Below are 24,329 nucleotides of genomic sequence, written 5' to 3' on the forward strand. Positions count from 1 at the left end.
AAATTACTTTTGTTCAAACACTGCGGGCAATAAATAATCCTGTATCATTTTATCAGCCTGCGAATGGGCGTAAGGTTGTCCATAGGCACTTGCCGTAATTACAATCACTAATGGCTGGTCTTTAAAAACAAGGATATAGTTTCCACCATTTCCTGCGCAATAGTATGCTTCGTATAATTTGCCTTTTGATTGGTAGCTTTTATTCCAGAATAGATAACCGTAATACTCGTTATCCCTACCGGTTATTTGTTTTTGTTTTGTAAAAGTTCTGTTGATCCATTTTTGGGAAAGAATCTGTTTTTTGTTCCAAATCCCGCCATTTTTATAAAGCTGACCATACTTTGCGAAATCCAATGCGTTCATTTTAATTCCACCTGCTGTGTTTGGAATATTTTGCGGGGTATATTGCCATTCATAATGATTGATTCCAAGAGGTTTAAACAACTTTTCATCGGCATAATTCTTTAGACCCTTAGGCGTAGATTGATCAAGAATGTCTCCTAAAACAACCACTCCGGCAGTGAAATAGTGCCATTGATGATTAAGTTTTTCCTGAAAAGGCAAATCCAGCGCAAATTTTACCCAATCTGGAGTGGGGTACATATTCTCTTCGTTTCCGGGACTGTTACCGTCTTCATCATTTCCATCCAATCCGGAGCTCATTGTCAAAAGGTCTTTAATGGTAATCTGTTCTTTGGCTGTACTGAAATTTGCAAATTGATGAAGCGGATAAAAAGTTTTAAGCGGTTGTAATTCATTTTTGATATAACCCTCGGAAATTGCTTGCCCCATCAATGTTGAAGTCAATGATTTCCCGACAGAGCGGGGATCGTGAAGCGTTTCTCTGGTTTCGCCATTGAAATATTCCTCAATTAATATTCCTCCGTTTTTTATCACAACAATACTGTTTATCTTTTTAAATATTCCTTCATCTATAGACCCTTTCAGTAATTTTATTTTTTCTGTATCGTATTTTTCCTTAGAAACAAAAAATCCATTGTAAGGAACTATTTTATTTAAAGTAATTGTTGAAATATCAATTTTTGGATTTCTTGCCACGTTCAGTTTCAGACTTCCCGCGGCAATTATTTCGCCTGTTTTTATAGTTTCGGTTTTTACGTAAGGTCGGATTTCCATTTTCAGAGTGTGACTGCCATCCGAAAGCGCCTGATCTCCGCCATTATGAAGAAAACGATTCCAAAAAGATTCGCTCCAGGAACCCTGACCGTTCAAATTATCGATAAAAGGTCGGTTTAACGAAGTAGCCTTATCCTGAATGTCAGGTTGTGGAGCTCCCGGCATTAGGTTACTTTTATAGATTTCTTTTCCGTCCACAAACAATGTAAACTGATAATTTCCGCTTTTGAATAATGAATCTAAAGGAATTTCAGGTGCCAGAAAATGCTTATAATTGGTCAGAGAATTATCAAAATAAGCAACAAAAAAAAGATTGCTCTTGTTGGTAAGCGTGTAGAAATCTAAAAAATCTTTCTGCTGTAAAATATGGTCTCCGATTCTCTTATCTGTAAAAAATATTTTCCCGGTATTATTTTTCTGTAATTCTGTTTTTATATCTTCCGTTTCGACAATATTTACTTTTTGACCAAAAGAAAACATTTGAAATATTATCGATAACAATAAAGTCAGATACAATTTATATTGTTTTGAGAATGTAGACATGAATATCTTTTTTATCTGACAAAATTAGACTTTCCCTTTTGTAGAAAATAGAATGAAATTAACATTGCTATTTCTTCAGAATATTTCTATACTTTAAAGGTGTAATACCTATATTTTCTTTAAAACACCTGATAAAATGACTTTGGTCGGAAAAGCCGCATTCCAGTGCAACTTCCGATAAAGACTCAAATTCATTCAGGATTTTCAAAGAATTTTCCACTTTTAATTTCCTGAGATATTCTCCTAAGGTACAATGGAAATATTTCTTAAAATCCCTGCTCAGATGGATCGGGTGAATGTTTACTATTTTTGCAAGGTCTGATAAATTCAATTTTTCCATAAAAGTTTCATGAAGAATCTCGTCGATTTGTTTTACCCACAAAGGATTTTTTTCTCTACTGGTTTTCAGGCCGGCTATTTCGTGAAAAATATCAAGCAGGATTTGATCTGTCGATATTTCAAAAGAATTATCAATGCTTTTTGTTTCTTTGAAAATACGGTACATCAATAGCTTTACTGCCGGATTTTTAATATTAAAGCTTCCTTGTGTTTTATCTTTTAAAAGCTGAAATTTTTCAAACCAATCTTCCGAAATTTCAATATGAAAACCCCTTGTAAACACATCAGGTTTTGTATTGTAGTGCGAGTCCTGCCAGTGATGATACAGCAGTGTTCCGGTTGCACAGTCATATATTTCTTTTTTATTGCCTTCGGTCATATTTCCCTGCAGCAAAAAGGTGAAATAAGGGTTTTCGTGATAATGCCAGTCTACGAAGGCGTGCGTATATTCCGTATCTGTAATCGTTAATCCCCCGAAACGCAAAGTTTCAGTGGTTTGTCCGAAAAACTCACCGTTGCGAAGATTTTTCATAGCGCAATTATGTGTTTTAAATCTTCAATCTGCAGATATATTTTATTGAAGAACTTTTTCCTGTCCCGATTACCGGAGGTACTCAGCGATTTTGAGTTTTTGATCTGGTGCTCAAAATAATTCTGTGTTTCTTTACAGGTTTTGTCATCATTAATCAATATATATCCGAACATATTGGTGGGAATGGCAAAAAGAGACTGTTGGGGATGATGGAAAAAAATGTCATTGGAGAGATGCATCAGTTCATTTTCATATAAATGGAATTTCGGATTGTTCTCGGTTTTCTGTTCGATATATTCTATTAATTCTTTTAGTTCCTGCAGGATAATTCCTGCTTCATTCCTTTTCAGAAGTCCGGTTTCGCAATAATAAACAATTTGCTGCAAAACGCTGGAAACAGTCATATCATTCCATAATTCAATTACATTCTGCTCTTCATATATTTTTCGCAATTCTTTAGTATTCCATTCAAAATCTGGAGGAGAGAAGTCTAAAAAAGGAATAAAAACCTGTTTGGCATTTAAAAGATTCATCCAGACATACACCTTAAAACGGGAGAGCAGTGTATCGGAAAGCGTGTAAAAGAAAGGAATGTCTTTCGCGGAATAATAAATGGTCATCTCATGGCTAAGCGGAAGATTTTCAAAAACTTTCAGGTTGTTTCTGAAAAAAGACTCCAGATCCTCTGTTTGGGTTACGGCTGAGGTTTTTCTTGCGATAATCTGATGATCGGAAACCTGAAACTGATCTAAAGAAATCTGGAAATATTTGGCCAGCTCCACTGCTTCCTCAAAACTGAATTTTGCCTTCAGGGAGGTTCTCCGGTGTGCGGCATCGTAGCTGATATTTAGAATATTCGCAATCTCATCATTTAAAGATTTGTTTCCGATTTTTGTACGGATCTGCCTGAGTAAAAGTTCCTGATGCATGCTTTGCGATTTTCACAAATGTAGAGATTTATTTTAATTTTTTTCCGCATTTATTCTATTGCTTTTCACCAATAATTTTGAAGTATAATTTTAAAATTCAATAAATTATTATGAAAACATTACCTTATATTTTAATCGCTTTACGGTTTGTTCTTGCACCTGTCATTTTTTGTTTATCTTATTTCATGGGTGAAAAATCCCGGTTTTTAATTTTGATATTGATGTATTTCGGATTATTAACGGATATTTTCGATGGAATAATCGCCCGGAAAACAGGAGTTTCTTCTGAAAGACTAAGGAGAATGGACAGTCAGACCGATATGATTTTCTGGCTTTCTTTAGGATTTGCTGTTTATTTTTTAAATCCTGATTTAATAAAAGATGAATGGATTGGCGTCATTATAATTCTGGGAATGGAAGCTGTATGTTATATCGTAAGCTGGTTGAAATTCGGAAAAGAAACATGTACCCACGCCTTTTTGTCAAAAATGTGGGGGCTTAGTCTGCTTACTGCATTTACTTATCTTATTGGATTTCAACAGGCGGGATGGGCATTTTACCTGACGGTTGTTCTCGGATTTGTAGCACATATTGATGTGATTCTCATTATTCTCATTCTCCCGAAATGGCAATATGACGTCCCAAGCTCTTTCCATGCCTGGAAAATCAGAAAAGGAAAACATACAAAGAAAACAGTTTTATTTAATTAAATCTAATCATATGAAAACGCTGAAAGCAAAATTCACTATCATTTTACTTTTTCTTACATCCGGAATATATGTAAATGGACAGTTTAAAACAATTCAGGACAGTCTGGATTATGAATTACATTATAAAAAATATTATGACTGTAAATATGAACCGGGATATGTTTTAATTGTTCAAAAGAAGGGGAAAATTATTGATCCGGCAAAAAGCTGGAAGCCCTCAAAAGAAGGGTTTGCTATGAGAATGGAAGCAATTTATGATCTGGAATTCCGGGACGGAAAAAGATACAGATCGGGTGTTATTAAAAATATTACAAAAGATTCTCTCACCATTTCTTCTACGATGAATGAAAATTGTGCAAAATATGAGGGAATAAAATATGAGCTTTTTACCTATTCTGTAAAAGATATAATGACAGCAAGATTTATAAACGACAGATCATTGGGAATTTTCAGCAGAAAGAAAATAAATGACGATTATGAAGTCTTTGCTATGACAGTTGATAAGGCAAAGCTTTGTCCCGCAGTATTGACTTTCCCGAAACGGAATAATGAAGTAAAGGTCTGTCATTATTATTTAACGGAACAGGGTTATGACCTACTTTACGAAACAAATGGATTTTTAGATTATATGCAATACCCAATTTACCAACAATAAATATCAAAATTAAACGAATAGAACTATTTATGTCTTAAAACGTTTTTTGTACCTTTGCACTCATTAATTTTTACATAAAAAATTGAATCAACAAATGAAAAAGCAGACAATTAAGGAAATCCTTGAGGATTACAAGAAAGTATTACATCATGACATTACGGTTTACGGATGGGTAAGAACATTCCGTGCCAATCGTTTCATTGCACTTAATGATGGTTCTACGATTAATAATTTGCAGATTGTTGTTGATTTTGAAAATTTTGATGAGGAGATCATCTCTAAAATCAGTACAGCAGCTTCCCTTAAAATTGTAGGTGAAGTGGTGGAAAGCCAAGGAGCAGGACAGGCTGTGGAAATCCTTGCGAAGAAAATTACAATTCTGGGAGACAACTTTACGGAAGAAAGAGACAAAACCATTCTTCAGCCTAAAAAGCATTCCCTGGAGACATTAAGAGAGCAGGCTCATTTAAGATTCAGAACCAATTTATTCGGAGCGGTTTTCAGAGTACGTCACGCGGTGAGTTTTGCCATCCATTCTTTCTTTAACCAGAATCAGTTCTTTTACATCAACACACCTGTCATTACGGGAGCGGATGCAGAAGGAGCAGGAGAAATGTTTGGTGTTACCAATTTCGATTTAAACAATATTCCTAGAGACGAACAGGGAGATATTGATTTTGCACAGGATTTCTTCGGAAAAAAAACCAACTTAACGGTTTCGGGACAGCTTGAAGGAGAAACGGCGGCAATGGGATTGGGAAGAATTTATACATTCGGTCCTACGTTCCGTGCGGAAAATTCAAACACAACAAGACACCTTGCGGAATTCTGGATGATTGAGCCGGAGGTTGCTTTCAATAATCTTGAAGATAACATCGATCTTGCAGAAGATTTCCTGAAATATGTAATCCAATATGTTTTGGATAACTGTAAAGACGATCTTGATTTCTTAGACAAGCGTTTTGCGGAAGAGCAAAAATCAAAGCCGGAGAAAGAAAGAGCGAAAGAAGGTCTTATCGAAAAACTTGAAAATGTAGTTTCAAAACGTTTCAAGAGAGTTTCTTATACGGAAGCGATTGAAATCTTATTAAATTCTAAAGAAAATAAAAAAGGAAAATTCCAGTATCCTGTTGAAAATTGGGGAACCGATCTTCAGTCTGAACACGAAAGATACCTGGTGGAAAAACATTTTGAAAGTCCGGTAGTTTTATTTGATTATCCGAAAGAGATCAAAGCATTTTACATGAAGCTTAATGAAGATGGTAAAACTGTTGCGGCAATGGACGTTCTTTTCCCTGGAATCGGTGAAATTATCGGTGGTTCAGAAAGAGAAGCACGACTGGATATTTTAAAGCAGAAAATGACAGATATGCATGTTGATGAGCATGAGCTTTGGTGGTATCTGGATACAAGAAAATTCGGTTCTGTTCCGCATGCCGGGTTTGGTTTAGGATTGGAAAGATTAGTTCTTTTCGTAACGGGAATGACGAATATCAGAGATGTAATTCCTTTCCCAAGAACACCTAAGAATGCAGAATTTTAAATATAATTTTTAAAAAATACTGAAATCCTTCTGTTTAAAAACGGAAGGATTTTTTGTCTTTACATTATTATTGAAGTTGAAAATTCTTAAACATAATATAATGAAAAAGCCCTGACAAACATTGTTCAGGGCTTTTCTGTTTATTTTAAATAGCTTATTATGGTCTTGATAATGCAAAAATCGTGCTAAAATTTATTTTTATCAAAATATTTTCCTAAATTCGTGGAATATGTTATGTTAAATACTACCTGGTACTATGCTTAAACAACACTTACAACTCAAATTAGGGCAGAAGTTGGCCCCTCAGCAAATCCAGCTGATGAAACTGATCCAGCTTCATACCCTTGAATTTGAAGAAGAACTTGAAAGAGAATTAGAAGAAAATCCTGCCTTGGAAATTGTGAAAGAAGAATCTAAAGAGGATGATTTCTCCTCTCTGGAAGAATCTTATGAAAGTGAGGGTACGGAAAGCATTGAAACGGATTTTGATGTAGACCAATATCTTTATGACGATGAACCAAGCTATAAAACCGCTTCCAGCAACTATTCTCCGGACGACGAAGAATTTGATAACGAAAGCCTTTTAACGGAAGGACAATCGCTTTACGATTATCTTCTGGAGCAGATTCATCTGGTAAATATCAGTGAAGAAGACGAAAAAATTGCAGAATATCTTATCGGAAATCTTGATACAGACGGATACCTAAGAAGAGAAATCAAGTCGATTGTTGATGATCTTGCTTTTTCTCAGGGAATTTATACTACTAAAGAAAAGGTGGAAGATATTCTTGAAAACTATATCCAAAAGCTGGATCCGCCGGGTGTGGGGGCAAGAGGACTTCAGGAATGCCTGCTTTTACAGATCGAAAAGAAAGTAAGCTCCGATAAAGCGGTTTCTCTCGCAGCCAATATTCTGAGATATCAGTTTGATGCGCTTACCAACAAACATTATAATAAGATCATTCAGAAATATGATATTGAGGAAGAAGATCTGAGAGATGCATTGGATGAAATTTCCAAATTATCCCCTAAAGTAGGAGGTAACTTTGATACGCAAACAATTACCATCAATCAGGAAATCATTCCGGATTTTGTGATACAGGTAAAAGACGGACAGGTAGTTCCCATGCTGAACAGTAAGAATGCACCGACTTTAAGGGTTTCTGAAGAATATAAAGATATTTTAACTACGTATTCTCATGATAAGAATTCTTCAGAACATAAACAGGCGGCTTTATTCATCAAACAAAAACTAGATGCCGCCAAATGGTATATTGATGCTATTAATCAGCGACAGAATACTTTGTTGCAAACGATTACGGCAATCGTAAAATTCCAGAAAGATTATTTCATCACCGGCGATGAAAAGTCATTGAAACCAATGATCCTGAAAGATGTAGCTGATATCACCGGATTTGATATTTCAACGATTTCAAGAGTGGTTAAAAGTAAATATGCCGATACGCCCAACGGAATTGTATATCTGAAAGACCTCTTTTCAGATAGCCTTACCAATGACGATGGAGAGGAAGTTTCTACAAAGGAAATTAAGACCCATCTTCAGGAAGTTATCAGTAAAGAAAATAAAAGGAAACCCCTTACCGATGATGCACTGGTAATGATCCTGAAAGAACAGGGCTATAATATTGCCAGAAGAACAATCGCCAAGTACCGCGAGCAGCTCAATATTCCGGTAGCGAGATTAAGAAAAGAACTTTAAATAAAAAAAGCACTTCAAACGAAGTGCTTTTTTATGTTTAGTAATTTAGATTAAACTTCCTGCGAATCAATTTCCCGGAGCTGTTTAAGATTTTTATCCAGCTTACTCATGATAATGCCGTACACCAGTCTGTAATAAAGCCAGATCAGCAGTACTGAAAATGCAGTTGTTACAATGATTCCTATAATAAATATGGTCATTTCAGAACTTTTAGGCTCAACATTTTGTGCATTTAAAGAGTAAAATATGAAAATAGTAAAGATTGAGGTGAAAGCTACCAGTAAAAGTATACTGATGAGGATAAATGCATTAACTGTTTTTTTGAAAGTGAGAATTCTTGTAATCAATCCTTTCAGGTTTTCCTCAATTCTGATTTTACGGTAATTCTGATAAAATTTGAAAACAAAATATGCAGTTACCATAACACTTGATATTTTCAATATCCAATAAATACTTTCAAAACTGTTTTCAATTTCTGGTGTTTTTTGGGCGCCCAGTTTTTCCAGGATATTGAGAAAGCCGTTATCTTCTTCATTCTGAAAGAAATAGAATATTCCCATTACGGAAAACAGTAAAAATTCTGCTACGCTGATCCAGAAGATATATTTCACGTAATTCCGCGATTTCCTGTTAAGCATCTGAAGGATTTCATTGTCATCGTATTTTTTTTGAACAGGTTGTTCCTGCCACGTCTTCTTAAAGCTGTCTAAATCAAATTCAGGCATATTTTTCCATCTTTTCTTTAAGGGTTTTCTTTAATCTGTTCATTTTCACACGCGCATTAACTTCAGTAATTCCGAGGTTTTCTGCAATATCCTTATAAGGCAAATCATCCAGATACATCATTACAATCGCTCTTTCCACATTGGGAAGCGTTTTTATTACAGTATACAAAAGTGATACCTGTTGTTGCTTTTCATCATCATCTTCGATAAAATCGGCGAGATTGATGTCCAGTTCATTCGTAGGTAGGCTTTTGGCTTTTTTTCTGAAAAGGGTAATAGCTGTATTGAGGGCAACACGATACATCCATGTAGAAATTTTAGAATTTCCTTTAAATGAGTCATAACTTCTCCATAATTGTAACACAATTTCCTGAAAAAGATCTTCCTCATCCTCTAAAGAATTGGTATAAAGCCGCGAAACTTTGATAATCAGACCCTGATTATCCTTAATAAGCTGCGCAAATTCTTTCTCTTTTGAGGCCAATGCAGATGTATAATTTTAGTGGTACGAAGATAAAGAAAATATCAATTTAACAATGTAATAATTTAACAATCCAGCAATTATTAAAGCCAGTGTAATTTTTAATTGTTATATTGTTACGTTGCTAAATTGTTACATTAAATCGTATCTTTGCAGCCACGAGAAAATCGGCTTGTTGATTTCCCGTTTCGGGAGGTAGGAAAGTCCGGACACCATAGGGCAGCAAAGCGGATAACATCCGTCACCCGCGAGGGTAGGACAAGTGCAACAGAAAGGATGTACAGTTCGGCTGTAGTGAAATCAGGTAAACTCTTTGTGGTGCAATGATAAGTATATCGGTTCTTTTCAGCAATGAAAATAGGAGTTGCCCGCTCTGAAAGCCGAGGGGTAATCAGCTAAAGTTTTGCAGCAATGCAAGATGCAGACAAATAACAGGCGCTTCTTCGGAAGTACAGAATCCGGCTTACAGATTTTCTCGTGGTTTTTAAGCTGAAGGTTAGAAGTCTGAAGCTCGAAGTTTAAAATTATTGTGTTAAAAACTTCCATCTTCATGCTCCCATCTTCCATGCAAATTTATTTTTCACTTTCCAGTTGTTTTTTAGCTTCTTCTAATCCGGCTTTATCTTCTTCAGAAAGCTTAGGATATTTAAGATTCATTTTCTCCAGCGCATCAATAATAATCTGAATGGCTGCGACTCTTGCAAACCATTTATCATCTGCCGGAAGTACAAACCATGGCGCACCGTCTTTAGAGGTTTCATTAATAGCTTCCTCATAGCATTCCATATATTTTTCGAAGACAGCTCTTTCGGGAAGATCAGCTGCTGAGAATTTCCAGTTTTTTTCCTGTTCATTGATCCGGTCGAGGAATCTTTTTTTCTGTTCATCCTTGGAGACGTGCAAAAATATTTTTACGATAGTTGTTCCGTTTCCGGTCAAATGTTTTTCAAAGTTTCTGATACTTTCGTAGCGATTTTCCCAAAATTTATCATCAAAATCTTTTACGGATTTCCAGGTTTTTTCGTTCAGATTATATTCAGGGTGAACTTTACATACAAGTACGCTCTCATAATGCGACCGGTTGAAGATACCAATCATTCCCTTTTGTGGTAAAGCCAGGTAATGCCTCCATAAAAAATCATGTGCATATTCTCTTGAGCTCGGTGTTTTAAAGCTGGTTACATTACAGCCCTGCGGATTTACCCCTCCGAAAACATGTTCTATCATACTGTCTTTTCCCGCGGCATCCATTGCCTGAAGCACTACCAGAAGAGATTTACTTCCGTCTGAATATAATCTTTCCTGAAGCTCACGAAGCTTTTCTTTTTCCTGAATCAGTAATTGCTCACCTTCTTCTTTGGTGAGTTTCCCTTTGTATTGTGTTGAAGCTTTTTTAATAGAAAACTTTCCTTTTACTAAAAAATCATCTGAGAAATTGATGTCCATATTTTTATTCGTTATTAAAGATAAAAGATAAAAGATAAAAGATAAAAGATTAAAGATTAACATTAAACATTAAACATTAAACATTAAACATTAAACATTAAACATTAAACATTAAACTCATATCTAAACTTCAGCCAAACCTATATAAATATAATAAAAAAACCGCCTCACTGAGACGGTTCTTCTATTCTTTGAGTAGAGCTTACTTTGCAGCAGCAGCTTTTTTAGCTAGTTTTGCAGCTTTTTTCTCTTCTTTAGCTTTAGCTTTCAATTCAGCAGGAGTTAAAGGTTTTGGATCCGGAGCGTTCGGATCAACGTTTCCTTTGATGTAGATTACGCTTCTGCTGTTTGCAGGATCATTGGAAAATACTTCAATCATTTTGTTGAACCCACCGTTGATGGCAGTATTATACCCAACTTTGATTTTAGCAGATTTTCCCGGCATGATAGGATCCTGGCTGAATTCAGGGGTTGTACATCCACAAGATGCTTTTACATTTGAAAGAATAAGAGGCTTGTCACCTGTATTGGTTACTGTAAAAAATCTTGTACCGTCTGAACTTGGTTTGATTGTACCGTAATCAAAAGTTGTTTTATCAAACGTGATCGTTTGTGCAGATGCCAATGCGAATGTTCCGAATAAAGCAATTCCTGCGATTAATTTTTTCATATTCTTGAATATTAAATATGTTGTTAGATAAATTTTGAGAAACAAAGTTAAAAATTATTTTAATTCATACTTAAAATTTTTTTTCTTTAGACTATTTTTGCAAATTGTAAATTAAAGTAATAGAATTTATGCAGATTTCAGAAAAGTACAATCCACAGGAGACAGAACAAAAGTGGTACAATTACTGGTTGGAAAATAAATATTTCCATTCAGAACCGAATGATAAGCCGCCTTACACTGTTGTGATCCCTCCGCCAAACGTGACGGGGATTTTGCACATGGGGCATATGCTGAACAATACCATTCAGGATGTTCTGGTCCGCCGTGCAAGAATGCAGGGGTTCAATGCCTGTTGGGTTCCGGGAACAGATCATGCTTCCATTGCTACGGAAGCGAAGGTGGTTGCTAAACTGAAGTCTGAAGGAGTCAATAAATCCGAGATTACAAGAGAAGAGTTTTTAAAACACGCCTGGGAATGGACTGATAAATACGGGGGAACAATCCTTGAACAGCTTAAGAAATTGGGATGTTCTTGCGATTGGGACAGAACGCGGTTCACCATGGAACCGAAACTTTCTCAGCAGGTTATTAAATCTTTTGTTGATTTATATAATAAAGGCCTCATCTATCGTGGTTACAGAATGGTAAACTGGGACCCGGAAGCAAAAACCAATATTTCCGACGAAGAAGTAATTTTTAAAGAACAAAACGGAAAATTATATTTCCTGAAATATGCCATAGAGGGATCAGAAGAATTTCTTTCCGTTGCAACCACACGTCCTGAAACTATTTTCGGGGATACTGCGGTTTGTATCAATCCTAATGATGAAAGATATGCTCATTTAAAAGGTAAAAAAGTAATTGTTCCGATTGTAAACAGAGTAATTCCGATTATTGAAGATGAGTATGTAGATATCGAATTCGGAACAGGAGCTTTAAAAATTACACCTGCTCACGATGTTAATGACTATGAGCTTGGGCAAAAGCACAATCTTCAAATGATTGATGCGCTGGATGATGATGGAAATCTTAATGATTACGGACTGCATTACGCCGGAAAAAACAGATTTGAGGTAAGAAAGCAGATTGCGAAAGAATTAGAAGAAAAAGATCTTTTGCTGAAAGCTGAAGATTACGTAAATAAGGTAGGAACGTCTGAAAGAACAGGTGCGGTTATCGAGCCTAAAGTTTCTGTGCAATGGTTTCTGAAGATGTCTGAAATTGCAAAACCGGCTTTGGATGTGGTGATGGATGATGAGGTTAAATTTTATCCTGAAAAGTTTAAAAATACCTACAAACACTGGATGGAAAACATCCGCGACTGGAATATTTCCCGACAGCTTTGGTGGGGACAGCAGATTCCGGCTTATTATTACGGCGATGGCGAAAATGACTTCGTAGTTGCAGAGACTATCGAAGAAGCTTTGGCTTTAGCTAAAGAAAAAACTCAAAACGCAGAACTCGAGATCCAAAACTTAAAACAGGATGAAGATGCTCTTGATACCTGGTTCTCATCATGGTTGTGGCCGATGTCGGTTTTCGACGGATTGCTGGATCCTGAAAATAAGGACATCAATTATTATTATCCTACTTCAGATTTGGTAACAGGTCCGGATATTATTTTCTTCTGGGTGGCCAGAATGATCATGGCCGGATTGGAATACAGAAAAGAAGTTCCGTTTAAAAATGTTTATTTCACAGGAATTGTAAGAGATAAGCAGAGACGAAAGATGTCTAAATCTTTAGGAAATTCACCGGATCCGCTGGAACTCATGGACAAATACGGAGCAGACGGAGTTCGTGTAGGAATTTTATTGAGTTCAGCAGCCGGAAATGATCTTCTTTTTGATGAAGATTTAATGCTTCAGGGAAGAAATTTTATGACGAAAATCTGGAATGCCTTCCGTCTGATCAATATGTGGAATCATGAGAATAAACCGGCCAACTCAACAGAAACTCAGACCATCGAGTGGTTTGAAAATAAATTAAATAAAACCATCGCTGAAATTAATGATCAATTTGAAAAATTCAGAATTTCTGATGCTTTACATTTGATTTATAAACTGATCTGGGACGATTTCTGCGGCTGGTATCTTGAAGCAATTAAACCGAATTACGGAGAAGGAATTTCAAAAGAAGTTTATAGCCAGACCATTCATTTCTTTGAAGAATTAATGAAATTACTGCATCCGTTTATGCCTTTCTTAACTGAAGAATTATGGCAAACCATTTCAGAAAGAAGTATTGAAGATGCATTAATTGTTGCTCAACAGAAAAAAGCAGGGTCATTTAATGAAAATATTATTAAAAACTTCGAAACGGCATCTGAAATTATTTCCGGAGTAAGAAATTACCGCCAGACCAAAGGTATCTCACCAAGAGAAACAGCGGAAATTTATACCAATGCTTCAGAATTTGCAAACGAAGCCGTTATTAAGAAATTAGCCAATGTTTCAGAGATTCATTTCGGAACAAAAACAGATAAACCGAGTTTCACATTTCTGGTTGGTGCAACGGAAATTTCAATTCCTTTAAGTGAAAACTTAGATTTAGGAGAAGAAAAAGCAAAAACAGAAGAAGAACTGAAATATCTGAAAGGATTCCTGATTTCTGTAGATAAAAAGCTTTCCAACGAAAAGTTTGTAGCCAATGCAAAACCGGAAGTCGTAGAAGTTGAGCGCAAAAAACAAAAAGATGCACTCGATAAGATTGCAATTTTAGAAGAAAAGCTGAAAAGTTTATAATAAAAGGTTTAGGTTAAGGTTGAGTCTCAAGCTTAGCCTGAACCTTAATCTTAGCCTAAATATAACATGACACACATAGAAAACATAAAAAAGTTATTTTCCAAAAACTTTGTGGAAAGTCCATTGCTGGAAAGCTTTGAAGTTGGAAAAATATACCTTTCAAGCGGTCATCTTGTTGCTTGTGATCCTTTGATTACAAACGATATGAAATCCTTCACAACAGTATTTCCGAAAGGAGATTTTTCCGTTTTGCTGCATAAGGAAAGAGAAAGTAATTGCGTAGCATATGCCGAAATCATTTTCAGTCAGGAAGCTATTACCGAATGGAATCTCGCTACCACAGAAGGCCAGAATATGAAAGATCTGTCGGAAGGTGAAGTTTTCGGTTATCCTGTAGAAAGCGGTATGGGATGCTTTATGGATGCTGATACACAGACTGGGCTCAACGAGCTGGAACAAAGGTTGTATCGCAGTAAAGGTGCAGACTTTATGGGGATTTACGAAGAGTTTTTCCATGAATATTTCTTTGATGAAAAAGGAGCAATCGATCAGTTTGCATTTTTAAAACCTAAGGAAGATCATCCTGGAACTATTTTTGCCTTTGAAACAGGATATGGTGAAGGATTTTATGCCAGCTATATTGCTTACGATAAAAACCGGATGCCTGTAAAAATCGTAACTGAATTTATAGAAATTAGTTGAGATTTTAATTAATAAATATTCAGTATTACCAACACAACTATTAATGTATTAAATGCAATGAATTTTTCATCAGATCATCCTCAGATAATTGTTGTAGGCAGCTCTTCTATAGATCTTGTACTGGAAACCGAAAAAGTTCCGGGAAAAAACGAAACCGTTATTGCTACTCATTCTGAAAGCTTTTTTGGCGGAAAAGGCGCCAATCAGGCTGTTGGAACGGCAAGGCTTGGCGCAAGCGTGTATTTTGTTGGTTGTGTAGGGCAGGATCCCGTTGGACAACAGATCATGAGAAATATGATCAGTGAAAATGTAAATGTAGATTTCGTTTTTGAGACTGATCAGGATGCAAGCGGAACAGCTTATGTTACAGCGTCCCATGGAAATTCTGCTATTGTTGTGGTACCTGCTGCCAATAATTATTTAAATACGAAACATGTAGAATCTGCAGACCGGTATTTTCAGACAGCGGATCTAATCCTTCTTCAGCTTGAAATTTCTATGGATGTTGTGGAATTTACCGTTAATAAAGCTAAAAAATACGGCAAAAAAGTAGGATTATACGCCTCTCCGGCTCAAAGACTTTCTGAAGAATTGGTTGAAAACCTTGATTTTATTATCGTCAAAAGTAATGAATTACATATTCTTTTCGGAGAAGAACAGAGAGAGGAAATCCTAAAAAAATATTTCAATAAAGTTTTTGTAAGAGATGATATCAACTCTACCGTTTATTTCGATGGAACAGAGATGAAATACTGCAGGAATGAGAAAGATAGTACAATTTACAAAATGGGAATGGGAGACGCCTTTACCGTAGGATTTTCTATTGCATTATGTCATAATAATGATATTGAAGATTGTGTAAAATTCGGAAATGAAGTTTCTGCAAGGGTTTCTACGCAAAAAGGTTCACAAACCGGACTTCCCAGATTGTCAGATTTCGTTTTATAAAACTATTTGGAACATATCGAAAGTTATAAAAACAACAGCTGAATCCAAACTAAAATTTCCACTTTTATAGTGGATTTTTCTTTTACCTATGGAGAAGTTACTTATTACAACACAGGACCAGGCTATTATTACGGCTCATTTATTTTTACCGGTGAATAGTAATCGCAAGCTATTGGCTATTAATTCCGCAACTGGAGTGAAACAGCAGGTATACTTTTCTTTTGCCCGCTATCTGGCTGAAAACGGATTCACCGTAATTGCATATGATTACCGTGGAATTGGTCTTTCAAAACCCCGGAATATAAAGAATTTTAAGGCTTCGATGCGAATCTGGGGATCCGAGGATTTTAAAGCAATCACTGAATATATAAAGCTTAATTTTAAAGATTATAAAAAATATTGTCTTGGGCATTCTGTGGGAGCATTAATTTTAGGAATGAATAAAAATTCGGATATTTTTGAGGAATTTGTTTTTGTCGGAACGCAAAATGCTTTTGTTGGAAATTTAAAATTCAGGACAAAAATTGAAGCTTATTTAGGATTCGGGATTGTGCAGCCATTAACAACAGCTTTATTAGGATATTTCCCCGCACAATGGTTTGGATTGGGAGAAAGTCTTCCGAAAAATTGCGCATATGACTGGAGAACCTTAATTTTAAACAGGAAATCGACCAATAGATTATTGGAGAAAACTGATGACTATTCTAAAATGTTAACACAAAAAGTATTGGTAATCAGGGCTGAAGATGATGTGTGGCTCACTGAAGAAGGTGTGAGAAGCCTTCTGAATGATACCTATCCTAATCTGAAGCCTACCTACAGACTGTTAAAAACTTCAGAGTCTGAAAAAGGTGAAATAGGACACGTTAACTTTTTCAGAAGTTATAACAGCAAACTCTGGAATATTATTTTAAATGAATTGATATAATGAATAAACTGATTGAAAACACGGTAGAATTTGTAAAAGAAAAACTGAAAGGTGCTGAAGCTGGCCATGATTGGTATCATATTGAAAGAGTCTGGAAACTTTCAAAAAAAATTGCTGAAACAGAAGACTGCGATCTGGAAGTTGTTGAGCTGGCAGCCTTGCTTCATGATATTGCCGATCCTAAATTTCATAACGGTGATGAGACCGTGGCTCTAAAAGTTTCACGTGAATTTCTGGAAAATCAGCAGACATCAGAAAATGTTATTGAGAAAGTTTTGTTTATTATTAAAAATATTTCATTTAAAAACCGGGCAGAAGCTCCTGAAAATCTCCCTGTTGAACTCAAAATTGTGCAGGATGCAGACAGAATTGACGCCATAGGAGCCATAGGAGTTGCCAGAACCTTTAATTTCGGAGGCTTTAAAAACAATCTGATGTATGATCCGGAAATCAAACCTAAGCTGAACATGTCGAAAGATGAATATAAAAAATCCAACGGTACCACCATCAATCATTTCTATGAAAAATTATTACTGCTGAAAGATCTTATGAATACCCGGAAAGGAAAAGAAATTGCAGCAGAAAGACATCGCTTCATGCTGCAATTTCTTGATCAGTTTTATAAAGAGTGGAATGTCTCTTAGAATATGTTATATCCCAGAATAAGTGATGTATAGCTAAGATTTACCTCTCTGGTAGGCGACGAGTTGGCAATTATATTATATTGGCTGTTATATCTTGCTTCAATACTAAATTTATTTTTATAAACATATCCTAATCCAAAAGAAAAACTTTTAGAGGCAAGAGTGGAGGCTAAATCTGCTCTGTCAAAAGTCTGATTATTGTAACTCAAATCCACACTTTTTGCCTGTCCCATTCTTATATTAAGTACATTGACACTGGCATTGACAAACAATTTCGATTGATCATTTAAAAAAAGATAATATCTGATTCCGACAGGAATATTGATAAAAGAATAGGGTTTTATGCTTATCGTATATAGATTATTATCTGAAGAAATACTTAGGTTTTCATTTGAATAAAGCGAATAGGTTGGCTCTAATAATATAGCCCATTTATTTTTATTGAAAGGCAATATAATTTCGGCTTCTAATCCTAATCTGAAATTAGTTCTAGATGCAAATTCTCCTGCTCCAAGTATTCCTTCCGTTTTCAACGGGGAATAAAAATTAATTCCAGGTCTTACATTCAAATTATATTTTGCAGTATATTTTTTGGATTGATTTTCATTTTCCGAATTCGTTGAAAGCTGTTGGTTATGGGTCCTGAAAATTTTCTTTAAATTGTTTTCAGTATATTTTGTTTCGGGTATCAGCTTTGTAGCTGCGGTATCTTCATTAAAAATAGATTGTAACTGTTTGATATATGAATTGTTTTTGGCTACTTTAAACTGGTCACCCTGCGGATTATACTTTTTAAAAATTAAAGGCTGTACTGTTGATTGTGAATCAGAATAAAATTATTTTGTAGTATTTTTTTCGCTGTATGAATATAAATTTTTATCTCCGGAGACAAGAACCTTAAGAAAAACAGTTTCATTACGAAATTCAGGTTCATATTTATAAGATAATGCAGAAATATCATCTGATGATTTATCAACTGGGCCTGTATAACTAATGTAACTTCCAAAATCATAAATACAATATTCTTTAATCTTATCAGGAGTTCCTAATAAATCTGAAGATTTTTCGCTGATTCTGTAAATGAAATTTTTGGGACTATCTGACCGGTCAGGATTTTTGATGAAAACTTCTTCTTTCTTATCATCATTGGTTATAATATATCCTTTTTCAAATCTTATTTGAGCATTATTGAAAAAGATAAAGAAAAGAAAAAGAAATAGGATGAGTTTTTTCATGAGTAAAATTTAACAGGCGCAAAAGTATGTATAAATAAGTATCTTTGCAACATGGTATTTATTGTTCTGGCGATTTTCTGGACTTTGGTGATTTCTCTTTTTTTGTCTAAAATTAAAAGAGGAAAGGGAGCCGAATGGGCAAAACTTTTTCGTATAGTTACCATCGTTTTTTCTATTTCCATTTTTACTTACTGGTTTATAAAAAAAAGTGCGGTAGGAATTGTGGAAGATTCTGTTGCTCTGCAGGTCATTAATAAACTTCCTCAACCCCTGGATTTTTATGTTATAACGCTTAATGATACGGAAGTAGGTAAAGTAATTGATACTAAGCACATCGGAAATATCCGTCCGGAATATTACCGTATAGAATACCTTAAAATGGATAATTCCGATGAATACTGGATTGCCGGATATCTGGGCAAAAAAAATCTTGTATATTTTTCTCAGCATGCATTACCTAATAAAAATATGGATCAGATTATTGAGGTCCGGAATTATATCAACCAAAGTTTTAAACTTTCGGATCTAGCAAAAAAGCAGGTGGAAGAGTACAATTACGAGAATATTAAAATTGGAATCTGGATAACACTTGATTTTCTGCTGCTTTTTCTCAATCTAATCTTATTGATTAAAAACAGAAAATAAAATTCCGGCTTGCGAAGCAAGCCGGAATTTTTATCTTTAAGATGATATGAAACAATCACGGATAATCTAAAATCATCATTATTCTCTCCTTAAATTCTTCCGGGCAGTTTTTTATAATTTTATCTTTATTATGTTTACTGATCTGTTTTGGCTCTACCCATTCAGTATTATCAGAGCTTAAACTATTGCTGTCGTACACTCTTTTAATTTTGTCGTCTTCATAAAAGATGTATTCATCTCCCAACCAGTTTGTTGAAATACTTATTTTACAAATTTCATTTTCCATATTGGTTTTTTTTAATTGTCATTTTTTTTCTAATTTAACAATTATTACAATACGAAAAATATTTTGCAAGTATTTCTTTTACAGGGGATAACAGGTGAATTATTTTTCTTAAAACAGTGAATTTTAATTAACTTTATTACACTGGATAGTGAATAAAATTAAAATTTATCAATCCTTAAAACAAGGTTCCGGTACTTTCGGTTGCCATTTTAGGGATGTGAAAGTCTGTTTTCCACTCCTCATTCATTTTTTTTATCAAATAAGCAGATAGAAGAGGAGAAGCTTTTTCGATATTCTGGTGCACAAAAAAGTAAAGATTCTGCAGGCCTTCTTTCTTCCATTTTGTAAGATGATCCAGCCAGTCATCAAGACGTTCATAATCGCTTTCTGCATTAGCACCAACGTAGCGGATGAAAGCTGTAGGTGTCGTAAGCCGCATGTGAAGCATATCGCGTCTTCCGGCAGTGTCTACAATAATATTGGTGATATTGTGCTCTTCAAAAAGCTCACAGGTTGTATCCAGGATTTCTTCGTTGGTAAACCACTCTGTATTTCTTAATTCAATGGCTAGCGGTACTTCTTTAGGCCAGTCTTTCACGAATTTTTCCAGTCTGTCATAATCTTTAGGCTTAAAATTATCATGAAGCTGAAGAAACACCATCCCTAATTTTTCATCAAACTGCATCACTGAGGTTGCAAATTGGGTAACAGGTTCTGTCACATCTATCAATCTTCTGAAGTGAGAAACAGTATTGGTAATTTTAGGGAAGAATTTAAAGTCTTTGGGGGTTTTTTCTTTCCAGGTGTGTACCTGCTCCGGAGTAGGCATCCCATAAAATGTGGCGTTCAGCTCAATAGAGTTGAACTGGGTTGAATAATAGGTAAGTTCGTCTTTCGTTCCCTTCGGATAAAATCCTTTCAGGTCGGTTTTATTCCATTTTGCACATCCTATGGAAATATTTTCCAGGCCTTTTTTGTTATGGCTTAAAATTTTCTTTGTTTTGGGATGATCTTTAGGTAATGTAAAATCTATTTTTGAAGGATCTTCTACTTGTCCGAATTTCATATCTGAATTTTTAGTGATTATCTCTTTAACAAATATAAAAGAAAAAAGCACGCCGTAAAAGCGTGCTGAAGTGAATATGTAATGTTTATTATTTGAGAGTCTTATGCTTCACAAGCGGTGCAGGTAACAAAGTTTACCATCATTTCTTTAGAAACAGAAGAACTTCTTTGATAATAAAGAGTTTTTACTCCTTTTTTCCAGGCTTCAATGTATAAATAGTTAACATCTTTCACCGGCATTGTAGAAGGTATCTGAAGATTCAGGGACTGTGCCTGATCAATATATTGCTGTCTTTGGGCTGCCTGAGAAATAATCTCCATCGGGGAGATTTCTTTAAACGTTTTAAATACTGCCTTCTCTTCATCGGTCAGCTCCTTCAAATGTTGTACAGAACCATGATTTAACATAATAGTTCTCCAAGTTTCCTCATTATCAAGGCCTTTTTCAGCCAATAATTTGGCAAGGTATTTATTTTTACGCATAAAGTTTCCTTTCGCAAGACCCGCTTTAAAATAATTGGATGCAAACGGCTCGATTCCCGGAGAAGTCTGTCCGAGGATCGCAGAACTTGAAGTCGTAGGCGCAATCGCCATTGTCGTGGTATTTCTTAACCCATAACCCTTCAGTAATTCAGGTTCTCCATAGATGTTTGCCAGTTCTCTCGAAGCCTGCTCTGCCTGTTCCTTAATTCTTCTGAATGCTCTTGCATTGAACTGCGTTGCTTCAAAGCTTTCAAAAGGAATCATATTTTTCTGAAGATAAGAGTGATAACCTAAAACACCTAATCCCAACGCTCTGTGTCTCATGGCAAAATTTCTTGCTCCCTGAAGATAATAGTTCCCTTCCGTTTTGTCAATGAATTCAGATAAAACAGCATCTAAGAAATAGATAGCCAGCTTTACCGCATCAGTGTCTTTCCACTCATCGTACAATTCAAGGTTCATGGAAGATAAACAGCAGATGAAAGATTCTTCCATGGTTGAAGGAAGCATGATTTCCGAACAAAGGTTACTGGCGTTTACTGTTAATCCTAAGTCTTTATATACTTGCGGTTTATTTCTGTTCACGTTGTCGGTAAAGAAAATATAAGGAAGTCCTTTTTGCTGACGGCTTTCCAATACTCTTGCCCATACTTTACGCTTTTCCATATCACCGTCGATCATGTCCTGCATCCAGTAATCCGGCACACAGATGCCTGTAAACAGGTTCTGGATAGGACTTCCGATATCTTTAATCGATAAAAATTCTTCAATATCTCCGTGGTCAACATCCAGATAAGCTGCAAAAGCACCTCTTCTCACTCCACCCTGAGATACCACATCCATTGCCGTATCAAAAAGTTTCATGAAAGAAACGGCTCCTGAAGATTTTCCGTTATCGGTTACTGCCGTTCCTCTGTTACGCAGTTCCCCGAAATATCCTGATGTTCCGCCACCGATTTTGGTCTGCATGATGACTTCACCCATTTTGTGGGTAATTCCTTCAATGCTGTCCGGAATGTGAACGTTAAAGCAGGAAATAGGAAGACCTCTCTGGGTTCCCATATTGGCCCATACCGGTGAAGAAAAACTGATCCATCCTTTGGTGATCATTTCCTTAAATGCAGGTTGAAGCTCCGGCTTATACAGTCTCTTTGCTGCTGCCGTGGTAATTCTGTCGATAGCACCTTCTACTGTTTCCCCTTTCAGCAAATAGCCTCTGTTGAGCATCTGCTCGGACTCTTCATTGAGCCACCATATATTTGTACTTTGTTCTTCCATAGTTGTTTATATTTTCGAATTCCTGAGCGGTTTTACGGCTCAGGAATTTTGTTTTTATTTAATTATTTGTCATTCTGAAGAATGAGAAGTAAACTCTTGTTTTATGCTTCAATTAATGTTTCCTCTGGAGTTACTAATTCTGCTAACTTAGCAGCAATCTCTGCCATTGTCTCTTCAGCAGTACTTAAACCGCTTCTTGAGCCAAGCAGAGGACTAACATCACGTAAGTTGTCATAAGTTGTATTGTGAACAATAGGAATTAGCAAATCACGAGCTAATAAAGCAGATAGCTCCTTATCCGCTATTCCTGCATTATTAATACGTTCAAGAAATGATGGCGTAACTAACACTATGCCTACTTTAGATTTTGCTAAACCTCGGTCAATTTCACGCATTAATGGTGAACCTAACAAAACATCTTTTTCACTAAACCAAACAGAGACACCTTTTGATTCTAATAAATCGTGCAATTCCTTAGCTGAACCTTTACGATCATCCCAAGCATGACAAAGAAAAATATCACGCAAGTCTGGTAAATTAGATCGTTTTTCAACATTTTCACGAACTGGTGTAAGAGTTTTTATCTCTTCTGGTGTATATAATATAGTTGAACTGATTGAAGACCAACTAGCTTTTTTATTTCTTGATTTACTTCCATTACTATTAGAAAGGGTATTACCTGAACCACCTGAAGAAGTAGGGTATGAAGGAGAATAATAATTAGGAGAGTAATAACTACGACTATAACGACTGCTACATGCAGGACAGTTTTCTGCTGCACTTGCTGAACGATGACCATGAATTGGTGCTGTACATCTTGCCATTTTTTTAATTTAAATTTTATTAAAATAAATCGTTCGCCGTAATACTCTTATCGTGTTTTGTATAATCCACCGGTCTTTTCGCAAAGAAATCATCCATTGAATTGGCAAACACTTCCTCTTCAAACCAAACCATTGGGCGGTATTGTTCCGGAGTGACATTGTATCTTGTATTCATGTTGATTTTCTTTAAACTGTCATCAACACGGTATTTCATAAAGTTTAATAAGTCTTCTTTTGAGAAAACATTCAGCTCTCCCAATTCGAAGATCCAGTCAAGGATTTCTCCTTCCAGTTCTACAGACTGGTCAACTAAGGTATAAATATCTTCAATATCAGAATCAGTTAATAAATCAGGCTGTTCTTCACGGATTTTATTGATCAGGTAAATTCCTGCATTGGCGTGAATCTGCTCATCTACGGAAGTCCATGCGATGATATTGGAAACATTCTTCATATATCCTTTGAATCTGGTGAAGGAAAGGATGATGGCAAATTGAGAGAAAAGCGAAACATTTTCAATAAGGATACTGAATAATAAAAGAGAAGAAACATATTCCTTAGGTGTTGCAGAATTGGCGTGTTTCAGGACATTTGATAAAAAATCAATTCTCTTTTTTACGGCAGGAATTTCTACGACATGAGCAAATTCTTCGTTATAGCCTAATACTTCCAATAATCTGGAATAGGCTTCAGAGTGACGGAACTCACACTCGGCGAAGGTAGATCCTAAACCGTTGAACTCCGGCTTTGGAAGATGGTTATATAAATTTCCCCAGAATGTTTTTACAGATACTTCAATCTGTGCAATAGCCAGAAGTGCATTTTTTACGGCGTGCTTTTCGTGCGGTTCCAGCTGTGAATGAAAATCCTGAACATCTGCGGTAAAATCCACTTCCGAGTGCACCCAAAATGACTTGTTGATTGCTTCCACGAATTGAAGAACCTCAGGGTATTCAAATGGTTTATAGCTTACTCTTTTATCAAAAATTCCCATATTTAGAATGTCTTAAAAATTAATAATGATCGATGTGGATAAAGTTCAAAAAATATTCAACATTTTGATTTGTTGGTACTTACAGGTGAAAGTTATCAACCCGGCAAAGTATTTATCTTTTGG

The 24,329-nt window shown here is 35.7% G+C and carries 24 protein-coding genes and 1 other RNA gene; 11 read left to right on the top strand and 14 right to left on the bottom strand.

All coding sequences use genetic code 11. The annotated features are described in order from the left end of the window. Positions 1-3 precede the first annotated feature (3 nt). From M0D58_RS15250 to M0D58_RS15260, 3 genes are all read right to left on the bottom strand, one after another. On the bottom strand, positions 4-1,680 hold the full coding sequence (locus tag M0D58_RS15250) for a serine hydrolase domain-containing protein (RefSeq protein ID WP_248391262.1): 1,677 nt from the start codon (positions 1,678-1,680) through the stop codon (positions 4-6). A gap of 67 nt (positions 1,681-1,747) precedes the next feature. Next, on the bottom strand, positions 1,748-2,551 hold the full coding sequence (locus M0D58_RS15255) for a helix-turn-helix domain-containing protein (protein WP_248391263.1): 804 nt from the start codon (positions 2,549-2,551) through the stop codon (positions 1,748-1,750). Next, the gene (locus M0D58_RS15260) at positions 2,548-3,480 is read right to left on the bottom strand and encodes a helix-turn-helix domain-containing protein (protein WP_248391264.1); all 933 of its coding nucleotides are present in this window, start codon (positions 3,478-3,480) and stop codon (positions 2,548-2,550) included. Before M0D58_RS15260 ends, M0D58_RS15255 begins: the two co-directional genes overlap by 4 nt. Before the next feature lie 110 nt (positions 3,481-3,590). On the opposite strand from M0D58_RS15260, the gene M0D58_RS15265 reads away from it, so the two are divergent. The 4 genes from M0D58_RS15265 to rpoN all read left to right on the top strand — a co-directional run bounded on the left by M0D58_RS15265 (position 3,591) and on the right by rpoN (position 8,108). Then, a complete protein-coding gene (locus tag M0D58_RS15265) occupies positions 3,591-4,190 on the top strand; it encodes a CDP-alcohol phosphatidyltransferase family protein (RefSeq protein ID WP_248391265.1) in 600 nt (199 codons plus the stop codon). Between the two features lie 10 nt (positions 4,191-4,200). After that, positions 4,201-4,845, top strand: coding sequence for a hypothetical protein (locus M0D58_RS15270; protein WP_248391266.1), 645 nt, complete (start codon positions 4,201-4,203; stop codon positions 4,843-4,845). A gap of 94 nt (positions 4,846-4,939) precedes the next feature. Next, entirely contained in the window at positions 4,940-6,388 is a 1,449-nt protein-coding gene (asnS, locus tag M0D58_RS15275; protein ID WP_248391268.1) for an asparagine--tRNA ligase, read from the top strand. A 256-nt stretch (positions 6,389-6,644) separates the two neighbouring features. Beyond that, positions 6,645-8,108 carry an RNA polymerase factor sigma-54 gene (gene rpoN, locus M0D58_RS15280; RefSeq protein WP_248391270.1) on the top strand — a complete coding sequence of 488 codons (1,464 nt, stop codon included), beginning with the start codon at positions 6,645-6,647 and terminating at the stop codon, positions 8,106-8,108. Positions 8,109-8,158: 50 nt separating this feature from the next. On the opposite strand, the gene M0D58_RS15285 is transcribed toward rpoN, so the two are convergent. Both M0D58_RS15285 and M0D58_RS15290 read right to left on the bottom strand, forming a co-directional pair. Further along, positions 8,159-8,833 carry a beta-carotene 15,15'-monooxygenase gene (locus tag M0D58_RS15285; protein ID WP_248391272.1) on the bottom strand — a complete coding sequence of 225 codons (675 nt, stop codon included), beginning with the start codon at positions 8,831-8,833 and terminating at the stop codon, positions 8,159-8,161. Continuing rightward, entirely contained in the window at positions 8,826-9,317 is a 492-nt protein-coding gene (locus tag M0D58_RS15290; protein WP_248391273.1) for an RNA polymerase sigma factor, read from the bottom strand. Before M0D58_RS15290 ends, M0D58_RS15285 begins: the two co-directional genes overlap by 8 nt. Positions 9,318-9,473: 156 nt before the next feature. On the opposite strand from M0D58_RS15290, the gene rnpB reads away from it, so the two are divergent. Beyond that, positions 9,474-9,796, top strand: an RNA gene (gene rnpB, locus M0D58_RS15295) — RNase P RNA component class A. 91 nt (positions 9,797-9,887) lie between these two features. Here the strand turns inward: rnpB and M0D58_RS15300 are convergent. After that, a complete protein-coding gene (locus tag M0D58_RS15300) occupies positions 9,888-10,760 on the bottom strand; it encodes a PPK2 family polyphosphate kinase (RefSeq protein WP_248391276.1) in 873 nt (290 codons plus the stop codon). Between the two features lie 202 nt (positions 10,761-10,962). After that, a complete protein-coding gene (locus M0D58_RS15305) occupies positions 10,963-11,430 on the bottom strand; it encodes a DUF1573 domain-containing protein (protein ID WP_248391278.1) in 468 nt (155 codons plus the stop codon). A 128-nt stretch (positions 11,431-11,558) separates the two neighbouring features. Between M0D58_RS15305 and M0D58_RS15310 the strand changes: the two genes are divergently transcribed. The 5 genes from M0D58_RS15310 (at position 11,559) to M0D58_RS15330 (ending at position 17,396) form a co-directional block, all read left to right on the top strand. Next, the gene (locus M0D58_RS15310) at positions 11,559-14,174 is read left to right on the top strand and encodes a valine--tRNA ligase (RefSeq protein WP_248391282.1); all 2,616 of its coding nucleotides are present in this window, start codon (positions 11,559-11,561) and stop codon (positions 14,172-14,174) included. Between the two features lie 66 nt (positions 14,175-14,240). Beyond that, the gene (locus M0D58_RS15315; RefSeq protein WP_248391284.1) at positions 14,241-14,876 is read left to right on the top strand and encodes a DUF4241 domain-containing protein; all 636 of its coding nucleotides are present in this window, start codon (positions 14,241-14,243) and stop codon (positions 14,874-14,876) included. 57 nt (positions 14,877-14,933) lie between these two features. Next, positions 14,934-15,824, top strand: a complete 891-nt coding sequence (locus M0D58_RS15320) for a ribokinase (protein ID WP_248391286.1) — start codon at positions 14,934-14,936, stop codon at positions 15,822-15,824. 88 nt (positions 15,825-15,912) lie between these two features. Next, on the top strand, positions 15,913-16,752 hold the full coding sequence (locus M0D58_RS15325) for an alpha/beta hydrolase family protein (protein WP_248391288.1): 840 nt from the start codon (positions 15,913-15,915) through the stop codon (positions 16,750-16,752). Continuing rightward, positions 16,752-17,396 (top strand): HD domain-containing protein, encoded by a 645-nt coding sequence (locus tag M0D58_RS15330; RefSeq protein WP_248391290.1) that lies wholly within the window; start codon positions 16,752-16,754, stop codon positions 17,394-17,396. The genes M0D58_RS15325 and M0D58_RS15330 overlap by 1 nt, the downstream gene beginning before the upstream one ends. Here the strand turns inward: M0D58_RS15330 and M0D58_RS15335 are convergent. Together M0D58_RS15335 and M0D58_RS15340 are read right to left on the bottom strand one after the other, a co-directional pair. Beyond that, positions 17,393-17,965: a PorT family protein gene (locus M0D58_RS15335; protein ID WP_248391292.1), complete on the bottom strand. Its 573-nt coding sequence runs from the start codon at positions 17,963-17,965 to the stop codon at positions 17,393-17,395. The two genes, M0D58_RS15330 and M0D58_RS15335, sit on opposite strands and share 4 nt — an antisense overlap. A 267-nt stretch (positions 17,966-18,232) precedes the next feature. Further along, positions 18,233-18,631: a hypothetical protein gene (locus M0D58_RS15340; RefSeq protein WP_248391293.1), complete on the bottom strand. Its 399-nt coding sequence runs from the start codon at positions 18,629-18,631 to the stop codon at positions 18,233-18,235. Positions 18,632-18,682: 51 nt separating this feature from the next. Between M0D58_RS15340 and M0D58_RS15345 the strand changes: the two genes are divergently transcribed. After that, positions 18,683-19,276: a hypothetical protein gene (locus tag M0D58_RS15345; protein ID WP_248391295.1), complete on the top strand. Its 594-nt coding sequence runs from the start codon at positions 18,683-18,685 to the stop codon at positions 19,274-19,276. Positions 19,277-19,331: 55 nt separating this feature from the next. On the opposite strand, the gene M0D58_RS15350 is transcribed toward M0D58_RS15345, so the two are convergent. The 5 genes from M0D58_RS15350 to M0D58_RS15370 form a co-directional block, all read right to left on the bottom strand. Further along, the gene (locus tag M0D58_RS15350; RefSeq protein ID WP_248391297.1) at positions 19,332-19,562 is read right to left on the bottom strand and encodes a hypothetical protein; all 231 of its coding nucleotides are present in this window, start codon (positions 19,560-19,562) and stop codon (positions 19,332-19,334) included. A gap of 175 nt (positions 19,563-19,737) precedes the next feature. After that, positions 19,738-20,628: a DUF72 domain-containing protein gene (locus M0D58_RS15355; protein WP_248391299.1), complete on the bottom strand. Its 891-nt coding sequence runs from the start codon at positions 20,626-20,628 to the stop codon at positions 19,738-19,740. Between the two features lie 101 nt (positions 20,629-20,729). Further along, positions 20,730-22,388, bottom strand: coding sequence for a ribonucleoside-diphosphate reductase subunit alpha (locus M0D58_RS15360; protein ID WP_072885148.1), 1,659 nt, complete (start codon positions 22,386-22,388; stop codon positions 20,730-20,732). 101 nt (positions 22,389-22,489) lie between these two features. After that, positions 22,490-23,212 (bottom strand): toll/interleukin-1 receptor domain-containing protein, encoded by a 723-nt coding sequence (locus M0D58_RS15365; protein WP_248391301.1) that lies wholly within the window; start codon positions 23,210-23,212, stop codon positions 22,490-22,492. A 19-nt stretch (positions 23,213-23,231) separates the two neighbouring features. Next, positions 23,232-24,206, bottom strand: coding sequence for a ribonucleotide-diphosphate reductase subunit beta (locus M0D58_RS15370; RefSeq protein WP_248391303.1), 975 nt, complete (start codon positions 24,204-24,206; stop codon positions 23,232-23,234). Between the last annotated feature and the right edge of the window lie 123 nt (positions 24,207-24,329).

It is taken from the genome of Chryseobacterium nepalense (genome assembly GCF_023195755.1).
Lineage (GTDB): Bacteria > Bacteroidota > Bacteroidia > Flavobacteriales > Weeksellaceae > Chryseobacterium > Chryseobacterium nepalense.

Coding starts and splice junctions, on each gene's coding strand:
- M0D58_RS15250 (WP_248391262.1), bottom strand. CDS start 1,680: ATGTCTACATTCTCAAAACAATATAAATTGTATCTGACTTTATTGTTA.
- M0D58_RS15255 (WP_248391263.1), bottom strand. CDS start 2,551: ATGAAAAATCTTCGCAACGGTGAGTTTTTCGGACAAACCACTGAAACT.
- M0D58_RS15260 (WP_248391264.1), bottom strand. CDS start 3,480: ATGCATCAGGAACTTTTACTCAGGCAGATCCGTACAAAAATCGGAAAC.
- M0D58_RS15265 (WP_248391265.1), top strand. CDS start 3,591: ATGAAAACATTACCTTATATTTTAATCGCTTTACGGTTTGTTCTTGCA.
- M0D58_RS15270 (WP_248391266.1), top strand. CDS start 4,201: ATGAAAACGCTGAAAGCAAAATTCACTATCATTTTACTTTTTCTTACA.
- asnS (WP_248391268.1), top strand. CDS start 4,940: ATGAAAAAGCAGACAATTAAGGAAATCCTTGAGGATTACAAGAAAGTA.
- rpoN (WP_248391270.1), top strand. CDS start 6,645: ATGCTTAAACAACACTTACAACTCAAATTAGGGCAGAAGTTGGCCCCT.
- M0D58_RS15285 (WP_248391272.1), bottom strand. CDS start 8,833: ATGCCTGAATTTGATTTAGACAGCTTTAAGAAGACGTGGCAGGAACAA.
- M0D58_RS15300 (WP_248391276.1), bottom strand. CDS start 10,760: ATGGACATCAATTTCTCAGATGATTTTTTAGTAAAAGGAAAGTTTTCT.
- M0D58_RS15305 (WP_248391278.1), bottom strand. CDS start 11,430: ATGAAAAAATTAATCGCAGGAATTGCTTTATTCGGAACATTCGCATTG.
- M0D58_RS15310 (WP_248391282.1), top strand. CDS start 11,559: ATGCAGATTTCAGAAAAGTACAATCCACAGGAGACAGAACAAAAGTGG.
- M0D58_RS15315 (WP_248391284.1), top strand. CDS start 14,241: ATGACACACATAGAAAACATAAAAAAGTTATTTTCCAAAAACTTTGTG.
- M0D58_RS15320 (WP_248391286.1), top strand. CDS start 14,934: ATGAATTTTTCATCAGATCATCCTCAGATAATTGTTGTAGGCAGCTCT.
- M0D58_RS15325 (WP_248391288.1), top strand. CDS start 15,913: ATGGAGAAGTTACTTATTACAACACAGGACCAGGCTATTATTACGGCT.
- M0D58_RS15330 (WP_248391290.1), top strand. CDS start 16,752: ATGAATAAACTGATTGAAAACACGGTAGAATTTGTAAAAGAAAAACTG.
- M0D58_RS15340 (WP_248391293.1), bottom strand. CDS start 18,631: ATGAAAAAACTCATCCTATTTCTTTTTCTTTTCTTTATCTTTTTCAAT.
- M0D58_RS15345 (WP_248391295.1), top strand. CDS start 18,683: ATGGTATTTATTGTTCTGGCGATTTTCTGGACTTTGGTGATTTCTCTT.
- M0D58_RS15350 (WP_248391297.1), bottom strand. CDS start 19,562: ATGGAAAATGAAATTTGTAAAATAAGTATTTCAACAAACTGGTTGGGA.
- M0D58_RS15355 (WP_248391299.1), bottom strand. CDS start 20,628: ATGAAATTCGGACAAGTAGAAGATCCTTCAAAAATAGATTTTACATTA.
- M0D58_RS15360 (WP_072885148.1), bottom strand. CDS start 22,388: ATGGAAGAACAAAGTACAAATATATGGTGGCTCAATGAAGAGTCCGAG.
- M0D58_RS15365 (WP_248391301.1), bottom strand. CDS start 23,212: ATGGCAAGATGTACAGCACCAATTCATGGTCATCGTTCAGCAAGTGCA.
- M0D58_RS15370 (WP_248391303.1), bottom strand. CDS start 24,206: ATGGGAATTTTTGATAAAAGAGTAAGCTATAAACCATTTGAATACCCT.